Below are 22771 nucleotides of genomic sequence, written 5' to 3'. Positions count from 1 at the left end.
AATTAGCCCAAGATGAGTAGAGAAAGCGATGACCCAAGAATTGATAATAACCGATCTTGAAGTCGGCACGGGCAAAACCGCAGTAAAAGGCGCGCTAATAACGACCCGCTACAGTGGGCGTTTAGCAGATGGAACACAGTTTGATGCATCGGATGCTTTTCAATGTGTCATCGGTACTGGCCGAGTCATTAAAGGCTGGGATCAAGGCATTATTGGCATGAATGTCGGCGGTAAAAGGCAATTATCAGTACCGGCACACCTAGCTTACGGCGAGCGACAAATTGGCGATCGAATTCCGGCTAATTCAGATTTGTTGTTTGAAATCGAATTACTTGAAGTGCTGACTCGAGATGATTAACCCATCTCCATATAAACAAAAACGCGACCTAATTGGCCGCGTTTTTTATTTAACCTGAGCTCAGGTTATTTGCTCACACTCAACACTATTAAGCGTAAGAATGCTCACCATGTTGGTGATCCGTCACGTCACGTACACCTGATAATTCACCAGGGAACATATCAAGTAACTGCTTTTCAATACCATCTTTTAGGGTGATATCAACTTGTGAACAACCATTACATCCACCGCCAAACTGCAGTACAGCAACACCATCATCGGTAATCTCTACCAACATAATATTACCGCCATGGCTGGCGAGTTGTGGGTTAATTTCTGACTGAATAATATATTCAATACGTTCAACTAACGGAGCATCACTCGCGACTTTACGCATTTTGGCGTTTGGTGCTTTTAAGGTTAATTGTGACCCTAATTGGTCTGTCACGAAATCAATGCTGGCGTCATCTAAAAATGGTGCACTTTTCTCATCAACCATGGCGCTAAAGCCATTAAATGGTAACTCAACATCGTCAGCTTCTACTGCATCTGGTGGACAGTAAGATACACCGCACTCAGCTTGCGCTGTGCCTGGGCTGATAACAAAAACACGAATATGAGTGCCTTCTGGCTGATCGGCCAATAATTTAACGAAATGGCACTGAGCTGTATCGGAAATGGTGATCATGAAAACCTGCTCCCTCGGGGTATACCTGAGTAATTTAGTAAGAATTAGATACATGATACTCCGACTTGGATTTGCTTTGTAGTCTCTGGATGATTTGATCTTGAAAAAATGATCCAGTGCAAAGTTTTTTTACATTATAAGCGTCCCATAAAACCACATAACACGCGGCATAAAAATAACTAATTATCTGTTTTAATTATTAAATATTATTGTTATTACTCAAATCGAATTAATCTAATAAACCTGGTGCTTCAGCGCGGGCTAGGCACCAGGTTTGTACATAAATAAACTGCTGACTGAATAAGCGGGCAATTTCATCCACCGTAGTGCCCGTTGTGACCACATCATCAATTAACGCGACGCGTTGATATTGCACTTTATCGCTAAGTTTAAACGCGTTAAAACAATTTTTACGCCGCTGCTTGCCAGACAAGTCAGCCTGGGGAGCGGTATCGACCACTCTGGTTAAACTGGTGTCATCTAACGGGATATCAAGCAATTGGCTCAGCCGATTTGCAATCAGCCAAGCTTGATTAAACCCGCGCTGACGTAAACGATTAGGATGCAAAGGTACAGGAACTAACACTTGCGGCGCGCGAATGAGTTTATGCTCAATCAACTGGTTTATCCGCGTGGCCAACTGCTGAGTAATGGCATTTAACGGCGCACATTGTTGCTGATATTTAATCGCCGCGATTAACGGCCCCAAACCTTGGTGATAACTGCACGGCGCCACCACTAACATCGGAGTAAACTTAAGACATTTTCCGCAATAGGCTTGTAGCAAAGCAATTTCACGACCACAGCCTAAACACACCTCATGCTGATACAAACTTGCTGCCAGGCACACCTGGCAAACACCGCTCAACACTTGGTTAGGAAATAACCGTTGATAATCAAGTTGCTCAATTCGGTGCTGGCACAGCTGGCAACGGTTGGGTAAACTGCTTAGCATTGCCACACTAGCAGACTGGTACACAGATTTACTGTGCTCCACTAAACCGGTCATTTTACGTTTAAATACAGTTACAGACATAGGCTATTCATTCCATTAAATAGTCGAACAAGAGAGATTAATGTGAGCTTTCCTGCACTGCATATCGAGATTGTTGGCACCCAAGAGCCAGATGTTGTCCTACTACATGGATGGGGGGTCAATAACGCCGTATTCAGTCCATTAAAAAACGCATTACACCAGTATAGAGTGCATTATGTTGACCTGCCGGGTTTTGGCTTAAGCCCTAATATTGACGGTGATATGACGCAGTGGGTGCAAGCTTTGGCGCAGCAATTACCTAAAAATGCCATATGGATAGGCTGGTCGTTAGGAGGATTACTTGCCACTAAAGTGGCGATAGATTTCCCTGACTCGGTTTCAGCGTTAGTCACCCTCGCCTCATCGCCGTGCTTTATGACCAGAGACGCTAACGATGCTTTGCCTGCTTGGCCTGGAATATTACCCGCGGTATTAGGGCAATTTTCAACACAACTCAATCGCGACTTACCACGCACAGTTGAGCGCTTTTTAGCAATTCAAGCCATGGGCAGTGATAATGCAAAAGCCGATATTAGCCAAATAAAACAGCTCGTGCTGAGTAAACCCATGCCTAGCAGACAGGCATTGGCACAGGGACTGACAATGTTAGAAGAGGTTGACCTGCGGGAGCAGCTTTGCCAGCTACAACAGCCTTGGTTACGGATGTGGGGTAAACTCGATGGCTTAGTACCTCGACGCATCATTAAACAAATGCCCCAAGCAAACAATATTACCGATGTGATCGTCAACAAAGCTTCTCATGCACCGTTCATTTCACATACAGATGAATTTTTGCACAACTTATTACCCTGGCTGACAAAATATCAGCAATAATGCTTTAGCTAGCGCATTATATTGGCTATAATTTAGCCATGGTTCTATGGTGTAACGACCCGCAATGATCATTAACACTCATTATCCGCAAGTGCCTTTAGCAACATCGAATGTTGCGACGGACACTTGCGCGAGTGGATAACCAGCAAAAACCACCAATCATTCCACCGCAAGAACCGTCCAAAGGCCATGAAGAACGCGCGTTTAACCCGCAAAATGAACGAGCTCAAGCTTATGTCGTGGCTGAAAAAAAACAGCAACAAGATCAATCCCAGCGCCAACAGCAAAACCTAACCCAGCAGTCTGTTGACCCAAAAGCATTGTTGCAACAACCTACACGCCAACAAACGCAACAACAGCAAACGGTTCGAGTGCTTGCCAATCTCACGCCAGCCTTGCAACGCAAAGATATTCAAATAAAATCACAATCAACGGCAGTTAACGATCAAACTGAACTAAAACAGCGCCAAACAGACAGCAGTATGTCTAATGCCAATGCTCAACAGTTTGGCCAGCGAATTGGTCAGTTTTATCAACAGCAAACAGCCCCCAATATTGAGTCGCAACTGCAAACGCTAGCGTGACCCAATCTCAACTGTTTTGATGACTCCAGGGGTAATGGTTGTTTTATACGTCATATGGCTATAAGCAAAACTCCCCCATAATGCCCAACCTAAAGCGGATTCAGCTTGCCTTTGGTCAAGTGTGTTGGGTGTTAATTGTTCACTGACAAAATCATAACTAAATGTTTGTGCTGTCCTTTCAGGTTGTAAAATAGTGATTTTATTCCCTTCTAACAGCCCAAAATTTTTGTCATATTGCATCAATGCACGCCCCTTCCAATCATCCGGTGCTTTCGTTAAATCACGGCCTAGCATTGGATAATTATCAGAGATCCCCATAAGCGATAACAATGTGGGCGCCATGTCAATTTGGCTAGCAACGCGAGCATCACGCTTAATGTCGATACCCTCGCCTAAAATTAACCCCGGAATACGAAACCGAGAAACCGGCACCAACGCATCGCCACCCACACGGCTATCATGATCTGCCACCACTAAAAATACCGTGTTTTTCCAATACTCTGACCGTTTTGCCTTTTTGAAAAACTCTCCCACCGCATAATCGGCATATTTAACCGCATTATGCATGGTGTATTGAGGCTGTTCATATAATTCAATTCGTTCATCAGGAAACTCAAAAGGATCATGATTACTCGAGCTAAACACTAAACTAAAAAATGGTTTACCTTGTTTATGCATCCGCGAAAATTCTTCATCGGCTTTAAACAATAAGTCTTCGTCTGACACACCCCATGACGCAACAAATGCCGGATTTTTATAGTCACCCTGGTCGACAATATTGCTGAACCCATTGCCTAAAAAGAAGCTACGCATATTATCAAAATGACTTTCACCGCCATAAATAAATTGAGTTTCATAACCATGCTGCTTTAATAAATCGGCAATGGTAAAAAAGCCTGTTTGACTCTTACCTAACTTAACCACCGCGCGTGCAGGCGTTGGCGTAAAGCCTGTCGATATCGCTTCAATGCCTCGCACCGAGCGAGTACCTGTGGCATACAGATTTTCAAAAAACCAACCTTCATTTGCCAGAGCATCAATGTTCGGTGTCAGCGGTAATCCGCCTAAGCTTCCCACAAGGCGCGCACCTAAGCTTTCTTGCAAAATGATCACTAAATTTTTAGGTTTGCCGCTGTAACTGGCCTGGTTAAAAGATTGGCTCGGAATATCGTTGGAGGTAAATGCACTTAATGGTCGGCCACTTTCTCGGCGCACAATATCGATAATCTTATCTGTTGTTAACTTGCCATAAACGCTAGACGCATCTTGTTCATTATTCATCTGTGAAACTGCAAACATCAGTGAAAATGAAGAATTTAAAACCAATGAATTCACCAAAGGGTCATCAGAAAACGACACTAATGAAGGGTTTAGCGGCCGATGCCCTAGCGATGAACGAGCACCCAACACCGTCACTGCAATCACAATCACAGCTAAAGCAGGGCGCCAGTACCATCGGGAATATTTGACATTCGTTGTTAAACGTCCACTTAGGCGCCAACCAAACCACACCGTGGTAATTGAAATTAACACAGACAAAAGAAGTTCAGCTTTGCGGCCAGACCAAAGCATCGACAACACTTCTTTAGGATAAATCAGGTACTCAACATACAAACGGTTTGGTCTAAAGCCATATTCAGCAATAAATGAGGGCGTTGAGGCTTCTAAAAAGACAATTAACCACAAGCTTAGGGTTAGCCAAATACGTAAGATTATCAGCCAAACTCGACCGATTAAATGTTCTCCTGCAAATACCACGCAGCCAAGCGCTGCAAAACCAAAAACCAACATAAAGAGGCAAAATCGACGCGCAGACCTTGGATTAAAATATCATTCCAGCCTTGAGCATTAGCGACTCGATCCATTTGCCAAAATGATAAACCTAGGCGGCTCACACTCATCACCAGAAAACTTATCACACTAAAAAATACAATAACGCCAAATATATTAGTTGATGAGTTAACTTGGTTTTTTAACGTTTTATTATCAGTATAACGATTGAAAATAGTGAACATTAATGACTCCAATATTTATTATTATTTTGCGTTAAGTCCTTTTTTGCGCGCACAAAGTTGCCCCAAATAACGAGTCGTTATTTGAAAATAAGTTAGGTCTTAAGGATGGCTTATATACTAAGCGTGTATAACAAGGCCTTTATCATCAAACTAGAAGATTCAGTTAACAGCATACTGGTGGCGATAAAATCAGGTTCTTCATGGCAATGCTGGCTTGGTTATATGCAAGCTAAAACGGATTTTATCCTCTGAAATCAGTCCAAAACTAAACGTAAAGCCATTCGCTTTTGCTATATTTTCAACAATCGCGAGGCCAAGACCATGGCGGTCGGTATTGGTTCGAGATTGTTCAGCCTGAAACAGCGGTTGAGTAAGGTGCTCTAGGTCATGGGAATTAAGTGATTTAAGTAATTTATTTTCGACATGAATAGTCACGCTGTGATCTTCAGTAAATAAGCTCAATTTAATCTCAGACTGCGCGGGACTGTAATAAAGCGCATTGTCGAATAAATTAGTTAAAATAAGATCCAATGAAAACTCATCCGCAAAAATATGTTTGTCTATTAACTGGTTATCAATGAGTAAACGTTTATTAATGTCGTGATATTTAAACGCCAAGGTTTCAATAATATGTTCAAGTAATGTTGAGATATCGAGCTGTTGACGGTTTAAATGAATATGCTCAGATGATGCCTGCTGCAGCAGTAATAAGTTGCTCACAATGGTCTTCATTCTAAGGCTTATATTCAACACATCTTGTTTGTATGTTGTCGCAATACGCTGGTCATCCGGATAGCGAATATAAACCTCACTTAAGCTGATTAACTCGCTAATAGGCGTTTTCAGCTCATGGGCTATATCGGCAGTAATCCGTTTTTCAGTTTGCAGGTACTGCTGGCTTATTTTCACAAATTTATTCAGTTCATCCCGAATCGGTTCAATTTCCAAATAGCGCTCAGCGCCAGCCGACAAAGGAATGTATTTTTGAGTCACATCAGCATGTTTCAAGGCGTCATTGAGTTCATTTAATGGCGTCAACCCACGATAAATCACTTTCACCACCGCCCAGCGGATCAGCACAATAACCAACAATAAACCAATCGCTAAACTCGAGTCGATAATCACTAAAATTTGAGTGAGGTCTTCTGTCGTAATTGCCACAGTTAACCACATAGGCTCAACATTAATGGCAGCATCACCTAAAGACTTTGGCACTTGAGGTTCAAAATACGCCAACATCGCCCGCCCAGATCGACCATCAGGCAAATCGACATCGGCAAAAATGGCGCTGTTCAGTGGAATGTCTTTTTTAAGTAAATCCACTCCAGGGAAATGGTTTAACGACTCCGAGCGCTCAAATACTGCATCACCTTGCCACAACTGGAAAAAGCTCGCTTTAGTTGAGGTGCCAAACTCAGGCATAAACTCACCTGAAAAATCAAACTTGGTGCCTTCCTGTGTTACTTTTACTAATGTTTTTAAATAATTAGACTTATCGGTGAGTGCATTATCAAACTCAACATCAACCCAATTATCAATGCTAATGTCGATAGCTAAAAACACCAAAATCAAAATTGCCGACACCACGTAAGTCATGGTATTCATTAGTTTAGAGGTTAATGACTTCATGCTTTTTCATCCACAAAGTAACCAAAACCTCGTTTATTTTTTACCGGCAATGTTGCCCCCACCGCTTTGGCTTTTCTACGCACAGACGATAAATGCGCTTCAATAGTATTTTTAGATAAATGATTAAACGACCCCACCACAGCCTCGCTGATTTGTTCCGGATTAAGCACTTGTTTAGGGTTATTAAATAGGTATTCAACTATCTTAAATTCGTTTTTAGTCAGGTCGATAAATTGACCATTCACCAGCAATGATTTATTGCTGCTATCAAGGGTAAAATTAGCAATACTAATTGTTTTAGTTTGTTGATTTAACTCACCACGACGGCTCATGGTAATCAGCCGCGCTTGCAGTTCATCAAACGAAAATGGTTTGGTTAAATAGTCATCCGCGCCAGACAATAACCCGTTAACGCGATCTTCCGCCTGAGATTTAGCCGACAAAATAATCACCTTGGCTTGGTTACCTAACTTACGAATACTTTTCAATAAGCTAATACCATCAACATTGGGTAGCATTAAATCTAAAATGATAAAGTCATACTGATTAGTCAACGCCATACTTAAGCCCTCTGAGCCATCGCCGGTCTCATCAACGGTATAACCTAAATGATCTAACCCAACTCTAATTCCGCGCCGCAGCGCTTCTGAGTCTTCAATCAACAACACTTTCATTGAATGCCCTTATCCTATTTATGCCTTACCCATCAACCAACGGATGCTTCACGGTACTCAGTGATTGAAACGTTTATGGCCATAAAACCGCCCACCACACAATCACAGCCATCAACATACTGATAAACACAAATGCTGATGAAATGTCTTTAGCCAAGCCTGATAAGGTATTAAATTCTAAACCAATACGATCCACAACCACCTCTATGGCAGTGTTAACCAGTTCAGCAAACAATACAAACAGTAATGCGAGCACCAATATGGCTGATTGCGCAGCACTGATATTGACGACACAAGCCAACACAGTTAATGGCACAAATAACATCAATTCTTGCTGAAAAGCCGCCTCGTTACGACACATCCACTTTAAGCCGTTAAAGGTATGCTTACAGGTATACAATAAGCGCATGAGGCCTTGGCGCTTAACCACTATTTTAGGCTGTTCAGTATTAACTTTGTTCACTGTGGTTGATGATGTCATGGTGATGTCCTAGTTCAATTTACAGTTGCTGGTGATATCTAATTCAGCATCTCGCACTGAGGTCTTGACCCCATAAAGGCCTAACAAACTGTGAAACAAGTTGTCATGTGTGTAACTTGCCGTTTGAGCATGTTCAGCAAGACATTCACGGTCGACACCTTTTGCTTGAGTATAATCTTGCGGCAACCACATTAACCAAGGCACATGAGTTTGCTGGCTAGGCGCAATACTGTAAGGCGTGCCATGTAAATACATGCCACTTTCACCTAATGATTCACCGTGATCAGACAAGTAAACCAATGCCACGTTATATTTGTCTTGGTATTGCTCAAGCACCTTAATGGTTTTAGCTAACACAAAGTCGGTATAGGCAATGGTGTTGTCATATACGTTTATGATTTCTTGGTCAGTGCAGTTTTCTATATCACTGCGGCTACACTCTGGTGTAAATGATGCTTTGTCTGCAGGGTATCGTTGCCAGTAAGTCGGCTCCATGGCTACCGATGGTATGCAAGGCTATCAATTGGTTTGTTAATGGGTTCCCTGAACGCGCACTTTTGTCGTTATCTTGTTGTAATTTTTGCGTGAGCTTCTCAACTAAAATTTCATCATAACAACTTAAACCATCACACAATGGGTTCGCTTCATTTGGCGATATATCGATTTTATTAATCCGCGCCCCAACCGCTTTATCGCCACCATCATTGTCAAACCAGGTCACTTCAACACCTGCCTCCTTGATAACATCGAGTACGTTATTCTGCGCATCAGCAACTTGGCGGCTGTAGTCACTGCGCGTTAAATTTGAAAACATACAAGGTAGCGAGTGTGCAGTGGCAGTCCCACACGATGACACGTTTTGCAAAGCCATTACGCCAAGGTGTTGGGTGTATGGATTGGTATTACGTTGATAACCGTTATAAGCCATGTTTTGCGCTCGCGCCGTTTCGCCAACCACCAATACCATTAATGTAGGCTTACCATTGGCAACTGGCACTAACTGCGCATCTTGACCAATAGGGTTAAACGTCAACTTCTCACTAAAAAAACGTTGATTAATATACTTAGCAGTGTTGTAAATATGCGCAGGAATAATCATCTTATTGAGGTACTGATTATTGCGTCCTACAGAGGCGTAGTCTTTATAAAAAAACAACACCATCACTCCAATAACAGCTAATCCAAGGACAACAAATCCTACTCGACGAAACAAGGCTTTGGTTAGTGAAGCCTGGCTAGCAATATTTGTGCGATATACCCAAATCGACGGCAGGATCCCAAATACCAACACATAACCCACTGAGTTGATACTGAGATAGGATATCGCTTCGCCAGAGTTGGTCTCGAAGATATTTTCGATCATGCTGTAATCTAAAATAACGTTGTACTGAAGCATGGCGTACATCGCCGCAGACGAAGACAATATGAGCACGATCATTGCCGGCTTATAAACAAAGCGAAAAGCAAATATACTGAAGATCACCATAAAGCAGCCACTCAGCAAAATCGCAGGCGTTAGCGAAAATAGCACATGACCATCTGTCGACAATTGATAAATCTTACGAATAACGGGAAAGTTTAATACCAGGCCAAAATACACAGAAATAATGCCCGTCATCGCTTCATAACTAATGCATTTTGGGGTAATGCCTGACCATGTTTCGGTTAATAATTTCACAATAACCACTCGCGTTAAACTCGACTGGTGTTGATATTCAACTAAAACACTTAAGATCCACTGAATAAAAACTGAATTATTGCTGACTGTAGAATTTCAGTTTCTAAGGCAATAAAAAAGCCCCTGCACAACAATGCAAGGGCTTATTAATCAACATATTACGTTGGTGTTAACTGGCTTATATCTACTTCTTCAGTTTGGCAAACGCATCAGCAAACGCATTACCCATTGCTGCATTTTGTGGTGCTTTTACCGGTTTATTAGCCTGTTTGGGCTGGTTGTTTGGCTTCGATTTGCTATGACTCGGTTTGCCACTAAATGAAGCCTTTTGAGATCCCGATTTAGCTTGGCTCCATTTTGGCAGGCGCAGGCTTTTCATCTAGGCGCATGCTTAAGGCAATGCGGCGGCGCTCTACGTCCACTTCCATCACTTTAACTTTTACGACATCACCGGCTTTAACCACGGTATGTGGGTCGCTCACAAACTTGTCAGTTAATGACGAAATATGCACTAAACCGTCTTGATGCACGCCCACATCCACAAAGGCACCAAAGTTAGTCACATTGGTCACCACGCCTTCTAAAATCATTTCAAGCTTAAGGTCTTTTAACTCCTCTACGCCGTCTTTAAAGTTGGCTGTTTTAAACTCACCACGCGGATCACGCCCTGGCTTGTCGAGTTCAGACAAAATGTCGTTAATGGTTGGCACACCAAAGGTGTCAGTAACAAAGTCAGCGGCATTAATGTCGCGCAATAAATCCGGGTTACCAATAAGCTGCGCAACCGGATGTTGCTTAGCAGCGGCAATGGCTTCAACTAAGCTGTAAGCCTCAGGGTGAACCGATGATGCATCAAGTGGGTTGTCACCATTACGAATGCGCAAGAAACCTGCGGCTTGTTCAAATGCCTTTAGCTCAACGCGCGGCACACTCAATACTTGCTTTCGATTAGTAAACTGACCATTGGCATCACGGTAATCAACAATGTTTTTCGCGAGGGTTTTATTTAACCCAGCTACTTGAGTCAGTAACGGCGCAGACGCCATGTTTAAATCGACACCGACACCGTTTACACAGTCTTCGACAACGGCTTCAAGTGACTGCGACAACATGCTTTGGCTCACATCATGTTGATATTGGCCAACGCCGATGGCTTTAGGTTCAATTTTAACCAGCTCAGCTAATGGGTCTTGTAAACGACGAGCAATCGATACTGCGCCGCGAATAGACACATCTAAGTCAGGAAACTCATTAGCGGCAAATTCAGACGCTGAATACACCGATGCCCCCGCCTCGCTTACCATCACTTTGGTTAAGTTGGGTTGCGAGTCTTTTACTGCCGCAATCAACTCACCGGCTAATTTATCTGTCTCACGCGAACCGGTACCGTTACCAATGGCAATAATCTCGACCTTATGCATCGCCACCAGGTTACTTAAGGTACGGATTGATTTATCCCATAAGTTTTGCGGTGCATGCGGGAAAATAGTGGTATGCGCGACCAGCTTGCCAGTGTTATCAACAATGGCCACTTTAACGCCGGTGCGGATCCCAGGATCAAGGCTCATGGTGGCTTTCGCACCCGCAGGAGCTGCCATTAACAAATCGCCTAAGTTACGGGCAAACACTTTAATGGCTTCTTCTTCGGCACTTTCACGCATTTTGGCAATAAACTCGGTTTCCATTTGCAAGGCCACTTTAATGCGCCAAGTTGAGGTCACTACCGTTTTTAGCCAGCTATCAACGCTAGAGTCAGTCAACACTAGGTTGAAATGATCGCTAATGATCACTTCACAATAGCTGCCTTGAGTGGCTTCGGTATCTGGGTCGGCATTCATCGACAAGCTCAGTACACCTTCATTACGACCGCGTAGCATGGCTAAGGCGCGGTGTGATGGGATTTTGCTCATCAATTCATTATATTCAAAATAGTCGCGGAACTTAGCGCCTTCTTTTTCTTTACCTTTAACCATACGGCTCTCAAGCACCGCTTGTTGGCTTAAATGCTGACGCACTTTACGCAACAGCTCTGCATCTTCAGCAAAGCGTTCCATCAAAATGTAACGCGCGCCGTCTAATACCGCTTTAGTGTCGGCAAAACCGGCTTCAGGATTTAAAAACGCTTCAGCTTTGCTATCTATGTCCAATGTGCGGTCAGCTAATACGGCATCCACCAACGGCTCAATACCGGCTTCGATAGCTATTTGCCCTTTAGTACGGCGCTTAGGTTTGTAAGGTAGGTATAAATCTTCAAGGCGGGTTTTACTGTCTGCTTCATTAATCGCTTGCGACAAGGCTGGGGTTAACTTACCTTGCGCTTCGATGCTCGACAACACCACCTGGCGGCGGTCATGTAACTCACGTAAATAACCAAGGCGTGAAAACAAGTTACGCAATTGGGTATCATCTAAGCCACCGGTGGCTTCTTTACGGTAGCGGCCACAAACGGTACAGTTGCACCATCATCTAACAGCGCTATGGTCGCAGTGACCTGTTGCTCACGAACGTTCAGTTCTTGAGCGATAATCTGGGCAATATTATGCATAATCAGTAGAATTCGGCATGGTTTAAAATAAAATTATGCCAAAGATACCATAAAGACTACTAATTCGCTGCTAGTACGAAAAGCTTTATGATCCTTAGCATAGAACAGACAATGCACAGCCTACATACTGATGATATGCTTCACGCAAATACTGTCTTAAAAATGATACACAGATAAAAGAGTAGCAAAAGTGAAAACCAAGTTAATCACCCTCGAAGGTTACAACAAGCTCAGACTTGAGCACGATTACCTCTGGAAAGAAAAACGGCCTGAAGTGACCAAAATTGTGGCCTGGGCTGCCAGCCTTGGCGATCGCTCAGAAAACGCAGACTACACCTTCAACAAGCGTTTATTAAGGCAAATAGACCGCCGAGTGCGCTATTTACGCAAGCTACTGCCCGACTTAAAAATTGTTTACTACGCACCAGAGCAAGAAGGCAAAGTGTTTTTTGGTGCTATTGTCGAAATTGAAAACGACGCCGGCGACATTAAAACCTTTAAAATTGTCGGCCCAGAAGAAATCTACGACGAACATAAAGATTACATCTCTATCGACTCACCCATGGCTCGCGCACTGCTCAAAAAAGAAGTCGACGATGAAGCGGTGGTCAGCACGCCTCAAGGCGATAAAACCTGGTACATTAATAAAATTACCTATACCAAAGACTAAAAGTTTTGCGTCATTTCATTTAGCACTAAAACGCAAACAGGCTTGTGATGGACAGCACAAGCCTGTACGTTATATTTAAAGGATCATACACCTCTAAGCTGTCTTGAGCCACCAGCAAGGCGATAAAATCATCAGTGGTGTTAATCTCAAGATCCACCTTCATAAAATCAGCCATAGCATACACGCTAGCATTCACATTTTTATCGCTATCAATCGCCAAACTCATTCGCTCAGCCATGCGCCTAAACTGTAATTTTTGTTGAGTTAAGGTTTGCAACGCTGCGGCCTCAAAAGCATCAGTGTTTTCTTTAATTTGGCGTATGCGGATATCGAAGATTTCTTTAATCCGTGCAGCGCGCTTTTCGTCTTTAACTGAAAACAAATCCATCTTGTCCAGTAGCCAAACCACCACGGTTGATGCAATACCAGTAAACATCACCATCACAACATCAGATAACACATCACCAAAAGGTAACTTATTAATAAAGCCCAGCACAGACTCTTCAAAAGCAAAGCCAATATACGTCACCACAGTACTGGCAAGTAACTTGGTTATGGCATCGGCTTTCTCGGCTCCAGATGATTCTCCCAGCAAAATTTTGATTGATGCAAGAATGGCATTAAAGCCTTCTGTGATAATTTTCAGCGCTTTCTTCAATATGCCAACAAACATATCGACAATGGCATTGACCAGATATTTAACAAAGTTCATCGCAGCATCTTTGAAACTGCCCAAGCTGATATTCACCAAATTACGAGTAATGTATTTAAGAGCTCGTTTCATTCTAAATGAGAAAGCATCAATGCTTGATGAGCAACCTGTATCATGCGTAATGCCATTCTGAAACATGTCTTTTAGTTCAAAACTCACGGCCTTGACCACCAAAATAATCAGCTCACCAATACCTGCATCAACCAGCTCATCTTTGGCTTTCGAACCAGCCTTAAGCGCCTCGCCTTTTACCAGTTTAGTGTCTGCTGTTAGTTTGCTTACCACCTTTTTGTTCAGGTGAGACTCTACCGCTGTACGCGCTTCAGACTCACGCGCTAACGCTTTATGCCAAGTGGCCTCATTAACGTGGGTTTCGAGACTCGCCAGCGTTTTCTTTTCGGCCGCACTAAGTTTAGGTTTAGCTTTCAGATTATCTCTTTTTTGCTTAAGGTCGCTCCAGCTAGAATCTAATTTTATCTTGTTAATTTTTTGGCTGACAACATCAAAATTATCAGCACTGCCCGCCGCGGCCTTAGGTCGGTTACCGACAGTGCCTTGGACGAACCATATTCATCAAAAATATGCTTTAACGGTAGGTTATGATCGTTATTATAGGTACGTTCAACCGCATTTAACCCTTTAGCCTTAAGCTCATTATTATAGCTTGTCGAGTTTCTGCGTAGCTGCTTACGCTCACCTCTATCATTAACCTCAAGTTCGCTGTATACCCTCTTTTTATCGGAGAAATAGGCATCGGTATAAGCCGTTTTCTTACCCACATCCTCCATATAATTATCTGGAGTATGAGATGCCGCATCAGCTTTGGTTCGAACATATTCACCTTTGTCATCTTGATGACTTTTGCTATCTGCGTCGAGTCGCTGCTTTTCTAATCGTTGGTCTTTTTCGGTGGTTGTGGAGCGCTGGTAGTCAAAGTTGTTTATCTCGCTCACCAAGCGAGTCGCAGTGATGCCACGCTGCTTTAACCCCAGTTTCTTTATGCAAAGCAAGCCATCACAAAGGTTTAGTATCAGCGGCTTAACAAGTTCATCGGTGACATTACCACCTTGTTCAAATTCATCATAAATTTGCGCCATCACAGCCAATGACTCACGCTGATCATGTAACTCCATGTTGATCAGTTGCTTACTCACTTGCAGTGGTGAGCAGCCCTGCAGCTCACTCAATACTTGCTCTGTGCTGATGACTGGCTGAGCATAGTCATTTTTTGTCGCCATTAATCAATCCTTTATGCGGCAATACCCTGAATAGATACCACTTTTTCAAATAAGACTTTGGCCTGTTGGTTATCTTCGGCCTTAACCTTGCCGCTCTCGGACAAGTAACCCAAGTTAGCCATTTGCTTAAGCACGATAGATAAATTAAACAACGCCTGAAACTCCTCAATATGAGCAATAGGGATCAGCCTGAAATCGAGTTTATGCGCAAAAATATCGCCTGATTGACTCATTTGTTTGTGTCGCTGAGTTTGAATACCATACTCAAAACGATCTAATAACTTACTGTAGTTACTAATCAAAACATCAAAGTATTCCACTACGTTATCGATCGATTTTGCCACAACCTCAAGCTGACGTAGATGTGATTGCATCTTGGCAATTTCTTCATTAATGCGTGCTTCTTCTTCCTGCACTTTAAGTAGAGTTTGCTTGGCTTTTTTGCGCGAGTAAAAGCCCAAAGTAAGCACGTATGAAGCTACTCGCACCAAATCAAATTTGTTAAAATCGATTAAAAATAGCGCTTCTCTTTGACCAACCGACTCACTGGCTTTAACTTCAAGAATGGCATCACTAAACAATTCTTCAAACGGTTGCCCTTTGACCGTAACATTGTGTAAGCGATTAGACAGCGAGATAAAACGACTAAACTGCACATCGTATATATCTTGCTTAAAGCGGTTGATGGCACTGACCCTGGTGTCGATATCCTCGATGAGCTTGGCACTCGAGTGGTCATATTGCGTCTTTTTCTTGTCGTAACGTTCGGTTATCTCTTGATACAGTTGCTCAGCTTTATCAAAGGTGGTTTTGCCAGTAAAAGCGTTCCAGCACTTGGCGCCCTTTTCAACGACTTTATCGATGACCTTGCGACCGACTTCAACAGCCTTGTCGACCATGCTGCTTATCTTACTCGAGGCCAGCTTCCAATCCGTCCAAACATAGATTAATCCTTCATAATAAGACTAAAACCTTCATGCACTAGGTCATTCATCGCTTCAACCCAGCGTTGTAATCGCTTAAGCTCAAACTCTGCAATATCAAATGCTGCAGCCAGCTTGAACATAAACTCAGTTTCACTGTCACAAAACTCATTATCGGCCAACACAATGCCAAATAACTCCACTAAAATAATCCGGCGGTTTTTCACCTCGCTCCGGGTTAATAACTTAATCACCCCATCGATATCATCTTGTTTTTTCAGTTGATAACTTGGCATACCACATTCATGGGTGAATGATTCGAAAATGGCTTTTTCTTGTTCTTTGTAGCTGCCGTTGAGCCCCATGGTGCAATAAGCCAGCTCTAGGAAATTTTTACGCTCTGCTACAGATAGTTCACTCAAATACATTAAGTCACCTTACTCTAATAAACTTTACTAATGGGTTCGGCTTGCTTGCCGTTGGCATCATAAGCGAATTCAACACGCTGGTTAATTTCGCCGGCAGCGTCATATAAATACTCAAAACTCACTCGCTGCTGATCATCATACTCAACGCCCTTAACCAGCTTGCCGTCATGATCATAAAACATCTGATATTTAAGCTGTTCGCCCAATAAAGTATCGCTACTGTGTTTTACGCCATTTTCGTAATATATCTGAGTCACTTGGCCGCTGTGTTTATCTTCAACCTTAACCACTTTGCATTCGCCTAAGTGTTTAACAAAATCTTGGGTGTCGACGGTTAGCTCGGTATGCTGAGCGAGCTCATTAGTCAGCTCAACCAGATTTTGCACCCGCAAGTTTTGAATTAAACCAGACAAGGTCTCTAAATTAGCTAACTGTTGTTGTTTGTAGGTAAACAGGAGTTTGTTTGATTCTTTGCCAACTTCAACCTGAGCATGCTTTATCGCTGTGTTCAGCTGACGGTTGGCTTCATTAACATGGTTTTGCATCTCACCATGTTGACTGCCCAGCTGAGCTAAGACTTTCGAAAGCGAATCCTGTAAAGCAGTGTCCAATTGACCACGGGTTTCGTTGATGCTGGTTTGTGCTTCGTTATGGTTACTGCCCAGCTGAGCTAAGACTTTAGATAGCGAATCCTGTAAAGCAGTGTCTAATTGACCACGGGTTTCTTTAATGCTGGTTTGTGCTTCGTTATGGTTACTGCCCAGCTGAGTGACAACGGTCGATAAGGTTTGTTGCTGTAATTCGGCAGACTGGCTCGATACCAGCTTAAATTGCTCAATCAATGTCTGTAACTGACTATACAAATTGGTATTTTCAGTCTGTGTCTCTTGTAGTTTGGTTAAAATAAGTTGATTAACCGCCTTAAATGATTGCAGGCTTTTATTTTGATAAGCCTCAACAGCCGTGGTTATTTCAGCAACGCCTGTGTGGATTTGCGCTTGAACCAAATTAGGTATGGCTTCTATCGTACTAGACAGCAGTGCATTGGCATCATTGCTTTGCTGCGACACATCCTTTTGCATAACCTTCATTTTATTAAACAATATAACTTGGACGATAATGACCAAGAATCCCATTCCTACCGCCGCTATGAGTACGTGCGTTAAACTGATTTCCATTGTTTTTCCATTCGTGACAAGTAAAAGACTAAGCGTTTAGCTCAATGAATAATTGGAATGAAGAGATCAAATCCCAAAATGTTCGATGAATAAATAACAGTGAGAGTCGGGATCTAATAAATCGCCATGGAGAAATGACATAGCGTCAATACAGATCCTATCCACTTTAAGTGTGTATCAACATTCTACATTATTCATACGTACAAAAGCGGATAACTACAAGAGCGGAGACCAAAAAAGTGATACAGGACAAGGAATAAGAAAAAATAACCAAATTTTTCACTGCGAAATAAAACCAAGTACCCTTTGCCTTTTTGCACGAATAATTACCCGATATACATTATGGGATTACAGGGGCAGCCTCTTTGCACAGAATGTAAATATTAAGTTATCGGCAATAAAAAACGCCAACTAAGCTGTAATCAGCACAGCTTAGGCGATAAAAAGTAATACATTAATAAAATTACCTATGCCTAATCGCAAAAGTCATTTAGGGTTGTTTATCAAGTTGCTGTTATCGCGTTACTTTCCAATAGGTGTCACTTTGAACAATACCAAAGGCAGTCTCTACATGGTTGTTGCAATGGCCGCTTTTGCCATTGAAGACATGCTGATTAAGGCCGCAGCACAAACCACCTCTTTAGGGCAAATTCTGGCGTTATTTGGTCTCGGCGGCATGCTGATTTTTATGTTGTTAACGTGGCGTAAAGGCGAAAGAATTATTCATCCCGCCATCATAACAACTCCGATTTTAATCCGTGCAAGCTGTGAAGTGATCGGGCGATTTACCTTTGCTTTAGCCATTACGCTAACGCCACTATCCAGTGCCTCAGCAATATTACAAGCCACGCCGTTGATAGCCATGATAGGCGCGGCATTATTGTTTGGTGAACATGTAGGGGTTAAAAGATGGCTTGCGGTACTGGTGGGGTTTATCGGAGTATTAATGATTATTCGCCCCGGGCTTGAAGGTTTTGAAGCCACGTCTTTATTAGCGGTTATTGCAACCCTAGGCTTTGCCGGCCGCGATTTAGCCACTCGCGCAGCGCCGCCTGTATTATCGAACATGCAGCTTGGGGTATACGGATTTTTTGTATTAATCCCCGCTGGGATCGCCATTCAGTTATATCAAAATGAGCCAACACAGCTTAACGCCATCACATCACTGCAAATCGTCGGCGCAATTATTTTTGGCGTCGCGGCTTATAATGCCCTTACCATCGCCATGCGCGCAGGCGACGTGTCGGTCATCGCACCCTTTCGCTACACCCGCTTATTATTTGCATTAGCATTGGGCATATTCATATTTGGTGAATCACCTGATGTCATGACGCTACTTGGAAGCCTACTCGTTGTGGTCAGCGGCGTTTACACGCTCAGCCAAACACGTAAACGCAAAGTATTACAATAACTCTTTAGATTGCATTCAGCTTTCATACTTTACCGAATACAAGCATTGATGTTACTTCACATAATTGAAACCAACATTTTAATACTCAGTGTAATGAGTAAAACAGCAAATATTTTCTTTAATATTGATACGGGTAATTTATGTGCAAATCCTGCACCCAAGGGGGCAGTTATAAAACTAGTTAGCGAAATTAACACTACCGCCGGTAAATATACATAACCCAAAATGTAATCATTAGGTGAAGAATAGTGCCAACCATTAATTAAATAACCAACCGTTCCTACAACAGAGATAGGCAACCCAATTGCGGCAGAGGTACCGATTGCTTTTTTAATTTCAATGTTTTGCCAAGTTAGATAAGGAACAGTTAAAGAGCCACCGCCAATTGACACCAACGCAGATATTGATCCAATACCGAACCCCGCAGCAAACAACCCAGTAGGCACCGACAATTCTCTTGATGGCTTTGGTTTTTTATTTAAAAACATTTGGCTTGATACAAATGCCATAAACAACGCAAAAAAGATCCCCAGAAATAATGAGCTTAAATATGAGGCTAAAAACGTTGCTGAAAATGTCCCCAAAATAATGCCAAAGACCATTCCTTTAACGGCTAACCATACAACGGCACCTTTGGCATTGTGAGAGCGGAAACTTGAAAAAGTAGTAATAACCATACAAGCCATTGATGTGCCTAAAGCTAAGTGCACAACATGATCAGTCGCTATACCATTGAATAGAAATATCGATGTTAATACCGGCACTAAAATCCCACCACCACCGATACCTAATAGTCCAGCCATAAAACCAACAAAAGAGCCTAATAATAAAAACAACGCTATCCATTCTGGTTGTAACATCGCTACCTCATACTCAACTTTTCGTTAGGACTACTGTGGTATTTTTACACGAAATATTGTTTTAAAATGAATTATTTATAACATCTATACAGCCTGCTCATATCGTTAGGCTCAAAATAAAGCCTCTAACAACATCATCTTATTCAATATGGATTGCGGCAACCGTATTAACAACAAAAATTCAATTTGCTTAACGTTTACTAGGGTCTGTTGATCTTTGCTGTTTGAATTTTGTTCGAGTTAAAAACGTTTTAATCGAGGCGAATGGATTGATGCCTAGTCATCTAAGCAACTCTTTATTTGCAAAGAATCATTCAACAAAGAGTAAAACGTTTTTAGCCGAACCTTTCAGGCAGCGTTTGTTGGCCATTTTTACTGCGTTATCGACTTTTTATGTAGAATAACTACACCTCAAAGTCTCTGCCGCGCACTTGTATATGAGTAATGACCAACAATTCGCTGCAAAAACAATCTTGAAAGATCAACAGACCCTAGCAGAGCTGCTCTTATAACATCGCCATAATCGATTATGTTTAAACAAAAAAGTTAATTAGATAAAAAATTAAAAAGGCGATTGCAGCCTATCGTAATATCGACATATTCATCAGTGAACTAAGAGGCCTTTTTAGAAGATTAAACATGTTTAATCTTTCGCCATTATGCCGACTGTAATTGATCTATATCTACTTTTATTCTGCATCCCCCTCGTAAGATAATTATTCAATTGGTTATTAAGAAGGCGATTTACATGTCTTCGCTATTGTCTTATCACAAAAGGAGTCAAATATGTCATTACAAGGAAAAGTTGCGCTCGTCACAGGCGCAGGTCAAGGCATTGGACGCGCCATTGCGCTTCGTTTAGCAAAAGATGGAGCGGATATTGCCATCGTTGATCTAAACGAAGAAAAAATGCTCGCAGTCTCGCTTGAAGTAGATGCCTTAGGTCGAAAATCAACTACTTTTAAAGCAGATGTTAGTGACCGGAAACAAGTGTATGCCGCCATAGAACATGCAGAAAAAGCTTTAGGTGGATTTGATATTATGGTCAATAACGCCGGTATTGCACAAGTTCAAGCCATTGCAGATATTACCCAAGAAGAAATGGATAAAATCCAAAAGATCAACGTAGACGGAACCCTTTGGGGCATTCAAGCAGCAGCTAAAAAATTCATCGAACGTAAGCAAAAAGGTAAAATTATCAGCGCATCTTCTATTGCTGGCCACAACGGATTTGCTTTACTGGGCGCCTATTCGGCAACCAAATTTGCAGTGCGCGCATTAACTCAGGCTGCAGCACAGGAATATGCTAGCGCAGGAATTACAGTCAATGCTTATTGCCCTGGAGTGGTAGGAACCGATATGTGGGTCGAAATTGATAAACGTTTTTCTGAAATTACTGGCGCACCAATAGGGGAAACCTATAAAAAATACGTAGATGGTATTGCACTTGGTCGTGCACAAACACCAGTAGATGTCGCCAACTTTGTGTCTTATTTAGCAGATCCAGACTCTGATTATATGACAGGCCAAGCACCGCTGATTGATGGTGGCCTGGTTTACCGTTAACAATAACCAAATGCTTTCGAAATGCAGGATTCTGTATTTTACTGGGTCTTGGGTTATATGGGCTAAAAATTGTGGGCTAATATTGAGAGTATCAACATAGCCTGCAGTTTTTAGCTCTACGGTTAACAACAATGTGATAATAGATGGTGATAATAGACTCGATGCTAATTAACACTCATCTTAGGTGAGCATGTCTATTGCTTATCAAGTTCCAAACTAAGGTTTTGTCCCCGATTAATCCCCGTTATGTTTTACCGTTAAACTTAATCGCCATTGTTCTCGAAAGTCTTTCTGAATTTGAGAATGGATAAAAAGCGTCATCGCCATTGCAATAAAGCCGCCAAGACTTGCCATTGCCATATCTTTATGTGCATCCCAAATATCTCCCTGAGTGCCTAAATACGCCATTCCTAGCTCGCCACCAAATGTCTCAGCGGCGCCCCACTCAACTAATTCATATAACATTGATGTAGCCATAATGAGGTTTAAAGGCGTGAAATAGCTCCAAAAGCCTTTCACCCCAGCAATTTGACAATATAAATTTCTAACAGGGTATGCCAGTAAAAAACCGTATGCGAAATGAATCAATCTATCAAAGTTATTCCGGCTCCAGCCCATATATTCATTAAGGCTAAAATTAAAATACGACGTTAGAAATTCATCATAGGGGACATTGGAATAAGTATAATATGAACCAATTTCATGTAAGCTCATAAATACAAATATCAAACTATAAGAGAGGCGCGATAATGGGCATTTTTTATAAGTAAAAAAATAAAAATAGCAGAAAAGACAACTAGTACATTTTCAAGCGCCCAATCGGCTCGATTATAAGGCGATATAGAAATGACTAAGCATTCAATTCCAAAGATGACCGAAAGGGTTAGAAAATATCGTTTATGTTCCATAATATTTTTAGCCATTCTGAATTAAGGTATTGTTATGAGGTCGTAAGCCCTCGTCATTGAATTTGAGGTTCAATCGCATCTAATCACTGTCACAAACAGTAAGACAACAAACACTTGCGCACACACATAACAAATTTATTCTTTCAATACGACACAATGCATTGATAACAATGGTTTTGCATACACTTAGTAGATTGCTCAATGCATTTATAGATGAATAATGATAATACGCTTTATTTTTCTACAATAACCCTATGTATAACATTCTCACCATTTACTCCACAATCACAAACACCAATACAAGAAAAATGAAAATCATCATGTAAGGTTTATATTATTCGAGTGTTATATTTTTAACCCTTTCGGGTAGAAATGA

At 42.0% G+C, this 22771-nt stretch carries 20 protein-coding genes and 2 pseudogenes; 6 read left to right on the top strand and 16 right to left on the bottom strand.

Translation table 11 applies throughout. The annotated features are described in order from the left end of the window. The first annotated feature begins 28 nt into the window (after positions 1 to 28). Positions 29 to 358: an FKBP-type peptidyl-prolyl cis-trans isomerase gene (locus N4T56_RS21195; protein WP_261734595.1), complete on the top strand. Its 330-nt coding sequence runs from the start codon at positions 29 to 31 to the stop codon at positions 356 to 358. An 88-nt stretch (positions 359 to 446) separates the two neighbouring features. Here the strand turns inward: N4T56_RS21195 and nfuA are convergent, their stop codons facing one another. Beyond that, positions 447 to 1025: a Fe-S biogenesis protein NfuA gene (gene nfuA, locus N4T56_RS21190; RefSeq protein ID WP_261734594.1), complete on the bottom strand. Its 579-nt coding sequence runs from the start codon at positions 1023 to 1025 to the stop codon at positions 447 to 449. A 229-nt stretch (positions 1026 to 1254) separates the two neighbouring features. After that, the gene (locus N4T56_RS21185; protein ID WP_261734593.1) at positions 1255 to 2061 is read right to left on the bottom strand and encodes a ComF family protein; all 807 of its coding nucleotides are present in this window, start codon (positions 2059 to 2061) and stop codon (positions 1255 to 1257) included. Positions 2062 to 2103: 42 nt separating this feature from the next. Between N4T56_RS21185 and bioH the strand changes: the two genes are divergently transcribed. Both bioH and N4T56_RS21175 read left to right on the top strand, forming a co-directional pair. After that, complete coding sequence (gene bioH / locus N4T56_RS21180; protein WP_261734592.1) at positions 2104 to 2895, top strand: pimeloyl-ACP methyl ester esterase BioH; 792 nt, start codon at positions 2104 to 2106, stop codon at positions 2893 to 2895. 110 nt (positions 2896 to 3005) lie between these two features. Beyond that, positions 3006 to 3479, top strand: coding sequence for a hypothetical protein (locus tag N4T56_RS21175; RefSeq protein ID WP_261734591.1), 474 nt, complete (start codon positions 3006 to 3008; stop codon positions 3477 to 3479). Here the strand turns inward: N4T56_RS21175 and N4T56_RS21170 are convergent. The 7 genes and pseudogenes from N4T56_RS21170 to N4T56_RS21140 all read right to left on the bottom strand — a co-directional run bounded on the left by N4T56_RS21170 (position 3471) and on the right by N4T56_RS21140 (position 12501). Beyond that, a pseudogene (locus N4T56_RS21170) lies at positions 3471 to 5380 on the bottom strand (LTA synthase family protein). The gene N4T56_RS21175 and the pseudogene N4T56_RS21170 overlap by 9 nt on opposite strands. A 312-nt stretch (positions 5381 to 5692) precedes the next feature. Next, entirely contained in the window at positions 5693 to 7123 is a 1431-nt protein-coding gene (locus tag N4T56_RS21165) for a sensor histidine kinase (protein WP_261734590.1), read from the bottom strand. Further along, entirely contained in the window at positions 7120 to 7797 is a 678-nt protein-coding gene (locus N4T56_RS21160) for a response regulator transcription factor (protein ID WP_261734589.1), read from the bottom strand. The genes N4T56_RS21165 and N4T56_RS21160 overlap by 4 nt, the downstream gene beginning before the upstream one ends. Positions 7798 to 7870: 73 nt before the next feature. After that, positions 7871 to 8278 carry a diacylglycerol kinase gene (locus tag N4T56_RS21155; RefSeq protein ID WP_261734588.1) on the bottom strand — a complete coding sequence of 136 codons (408 nt, stop codon included), beginning with the start codon at positions 8276 to 8278 and terminating at the stop codon, positions 7871 to 7873. A gap of 9 nt (positions 8279 to 8287) precedes the next feature. Continuing rightward, positions 8288 to 8773: a phosphoethanolamine transferase gene (locus tag N4T56_RS21150; protein WP_261734587.1), complete on the bottom strand. Its 486-nt coding sequence runs from the start codon at positions 8771 to 8773 to the stop codon at positions 8288 to 8290. Then, positions 8712 to 9956, bottom strand: a complete 1245-nt coding sequence (locus N4T56_RS21145) for a phosphoethanolamine transferase (protein ID WP_261734586.1) — start codon at positions 9954 to 9956, stop codon at positions 8712 to 8714. The genes N4T56_RS21150 and N4T56_RS21145 overlap by 62 nt, the downstream gene beginning before the upstream one ends. 184 nt (positions 9957 to 10140) lie before the next feature. After that, positions 10141 to 12501 (bottom strand): annotated as a pseudogene (locus N4T56_RS21140) (Tex family protein). Between the two features lie 190 nt (positions 12502 to 12691). On the opposite strand from N4T56_RS21140, the gene greB reads away from it, so the two are divergent. Next, complete coding sequence (greB, locus tag N4T56_RS21135; protein ID WP_261734585.1) at positions 12692 to 13171, top strand: transcription elongation factor GreB; 480 nt, start codon at positions 12692 to 12694, stop codon at positions 13169 to 13171. A 25-nt stretch (positions 13172 to 13196) separates the two neighbouring features. On the opposite strand, the gene N4T56_RS21130 is transcribed toward greB, so the two are convergent. From N4T56_RS21130 to N4T56_RS21110, 5 genes are all read right to left on the bottom strand, one after another. After that, the gene (locus N4T56_RS21130; protein ID WP_261734584.1) at positions 13197 to 14168 is read right to left on the bottom strand and encodes a hypothetical protein; all 972 of its coding nucleotides are present in this window, start codon (positions 14166 to 14168) and stop codon (positions 13197 to 13199) included. Positions 14169 to 14356: 188 nt separating this feature from the next. Further along, the gene (locus tag N4T56_RS21125; RefSeq protein ID WP_261734583.1) at positions 14357 to 15121 is read right to left on the bottom strand and encodes a hypothetical protein; all 765 of its coding nucleotides are present in this window, start codon (positions 15119 to 15121) and stop codon (positions 14357 to 14359) included. Positions 15122 to 15132: 11 nt separating this feature from the next. Continuing rightward, positions 15133 to 16020 (bottom strand): DNA repair protein, encoded by an 888-nt coding sequence (locus N4T56_RS21120; protein WP_261734582.1) that lies wholly within the window; start codon positions 16018 to 16020, stop codon positions 15133 to 15135. A 47-nt stretch (positions 16021 to 16067) separates the two neighbouring features. After that, complete coding sequence (locus tag N4T56_RS21115) at positions 16068 to 16472, bottom strand: TerB family tellurite resistance protein (RefSeq protein ID WP_261734581.1); 405 nt, start codon at positions 16470 to 16472, stop codon at positions 16068 to 16070. A 14-nt stretch (positions 16473 to 16486) separates the two neighbouring features. After that, entirely contained in the window at positions 16487 to 17650 is a 1164-nt protein-coding gene (locus N4T56_RS21110) for a hypothetical protein (protein WP_261734580.1), read from the bottom strand. Between the two features lie 544 nt (positions 17651 to 18194). Between N4T56_RS21110 and N4T56_RS21105 the strand changes: the two genes are divergently transcribed. Further along, entirely contained in the window at positions 18195 to 19061 is an 867-nt protein-coding gene (locus N4T56_RS21105; RefSeq protein WP_261734579.1) for a DMT family transporter, read from the top strand. 56 nt (positions 19062 to 19117) lie between these two features. Here N4T56_RS21105 and N4T56_RS21100 read toward each other — a convergent pair whose 3' ends face one another. Next, on the bottom strand, positions 19118 to 19897 hold the full coding sequence (locus tag N4T56_RS21100; protein ID WP_261734578.1) for a sulfite exporter TauE/SafE family protein: 780 nt from the start codon (positions 19895 to 19897) through the stop codon (positions 19118 to 19120). A gap of 810 nt (positions 19898 to 20707) precedes the next feature. On the opposite strand from N4T56_RS21100, the gene N4T56_RS21095 reads away from it, so the two are divergent. Next, a complete protein-coding gene (locus tag N4T56_RS21095; RefSeq protein WP_261734577.1) occupies positions 20708 to 21487 on the top strand; it encodes an acetoin reductase in 780 nt (259 codons plus the stop codon). Positions 21488 to 21721: 234 nt separating this feature from the next. Here the strand turns inward: N4T56_RS21095 and N4T56_RS21090 are convergent, their stop codons facing one another. After that, positions 21722 to 22216, bottom strand: a complete 495-nt coding sequence (locus tag N4T56_RS21090; protein ID WP_261734576.1) for a DUF2238 domain-containing protein — start codon at positions 22214 to 22216, stop codon at positions 21722 to 21724. Positions 22217 to 22771: the final 555 nt, after the last annotated feature.

Source organism: Shewanella phaeophyticola (assembly GCF_025398315.1).
Lineage (GTDB): Bacteria > Pseudomonadota > Gammaproteobacteria > Enterobacterales > Shewanellaceae > Shewanella > Shewanella phaeophyticola.
The sequence above is the reverse complement of the archived record's forward strand: the minus strand, read 5'-3'. Positions and strand labels throughout refer to the sequence as shown.

Excerpts from the sequence above, each read along its gene's own strand:
- N4T56_RS21195 (WP_261734595.1), top strand. The coding sequence starts at position 29 with ATGACCCAAGAATTGATAATAACCGATCTTGAAGTCGGCACGGGCAAA.
- nfuA (WP_261734594.1), bottom strand. The coding sequence starts at position 1,025 with ATGATCACCATTTCCGATACAGCTCAGTGCCATTTCGTTAAATTATTG.
- N4T56_RS21185 (WP_261734593.1), bottom strand. The coding sequence starts at position 2,061 with ATGTCTGTAACTGTATTTAAACGTAAAATGACCGGTTTAGTGGAGCAC.
- N4T56_RS21175 (WP_261734591.1), top strand. The coding sequence starts at position 3,006 with ATGTTGCGACGGACACTTGCGCGAGTGGATAACCAGCAAAAACCACCA.
- N4T56_RS21165 (WP_261734590.1), bottom strand. The coding sequence starts at position 7,123 with ATGAAGTCATTAACCTCTAAACTAATGAATACCATGACTTACGTGGTG.
- N4T56_RS21160 (WP_261734589.1), bottom strand. The coding sequence starts at position 7,797 with ATGAAAGTGTTGTTGATTGAAGACTCAGAAGCGCTGCGGCGCGGAATT.
- N4T56_RS21155 (WP_261734588.1), bottom strand. The coding sequence starts at position 8,278 with ATGACATCATCAACCACAGTGAACAAAGTTAATACTGAACAGCCTAAA.
- N4T56_RS21150 (WP_261734587.1), bottom strand. The coding sequence starts at position 8,773 with ATGGAGCCGACTTACTGGCAACGATACCCTGCAGACAAAGCATCATTT.
- N4T56_RS21125 (WP_261734583.1), bottom strand. The coding sequence starts at position 15,121 with ATGGCGACAAAAAATGACTATGCTCAGCCAGTCATCAGCACAGAGCAA.
- N4T56_RS21120 (WP_261734582.1), bottom strand. The coding sequence starts at position 16,020 with ATGGTCGACAAGGCTGTTGAAGTCGGTCGCAAGGTCATCGATAAAGTC.
- N4T56_RS21115 (WP_261734581.1), bottom strand. The coding sequence starts at position 16,472 with ATGTATTTGAGTGAACTATCTGTAGCAGAGCGTAAAAATTTCCTAGAG.
- N4T56_RS21110 (WP_261734580.1), bottom strand. The coding sequence starts at position 17,650 with ATGGAAATCAGTTTAACGCACGTACTCATAGCGGCGGTAGGAATGGGA.
- N4T56_RS21095 (WP_261734577.1), top strand. The coding sequence starts at position 20,708 with ATGTCATTACAAGGAAAAGTTGCGCTCGTCACAGGCGCAGGTCAAGGC.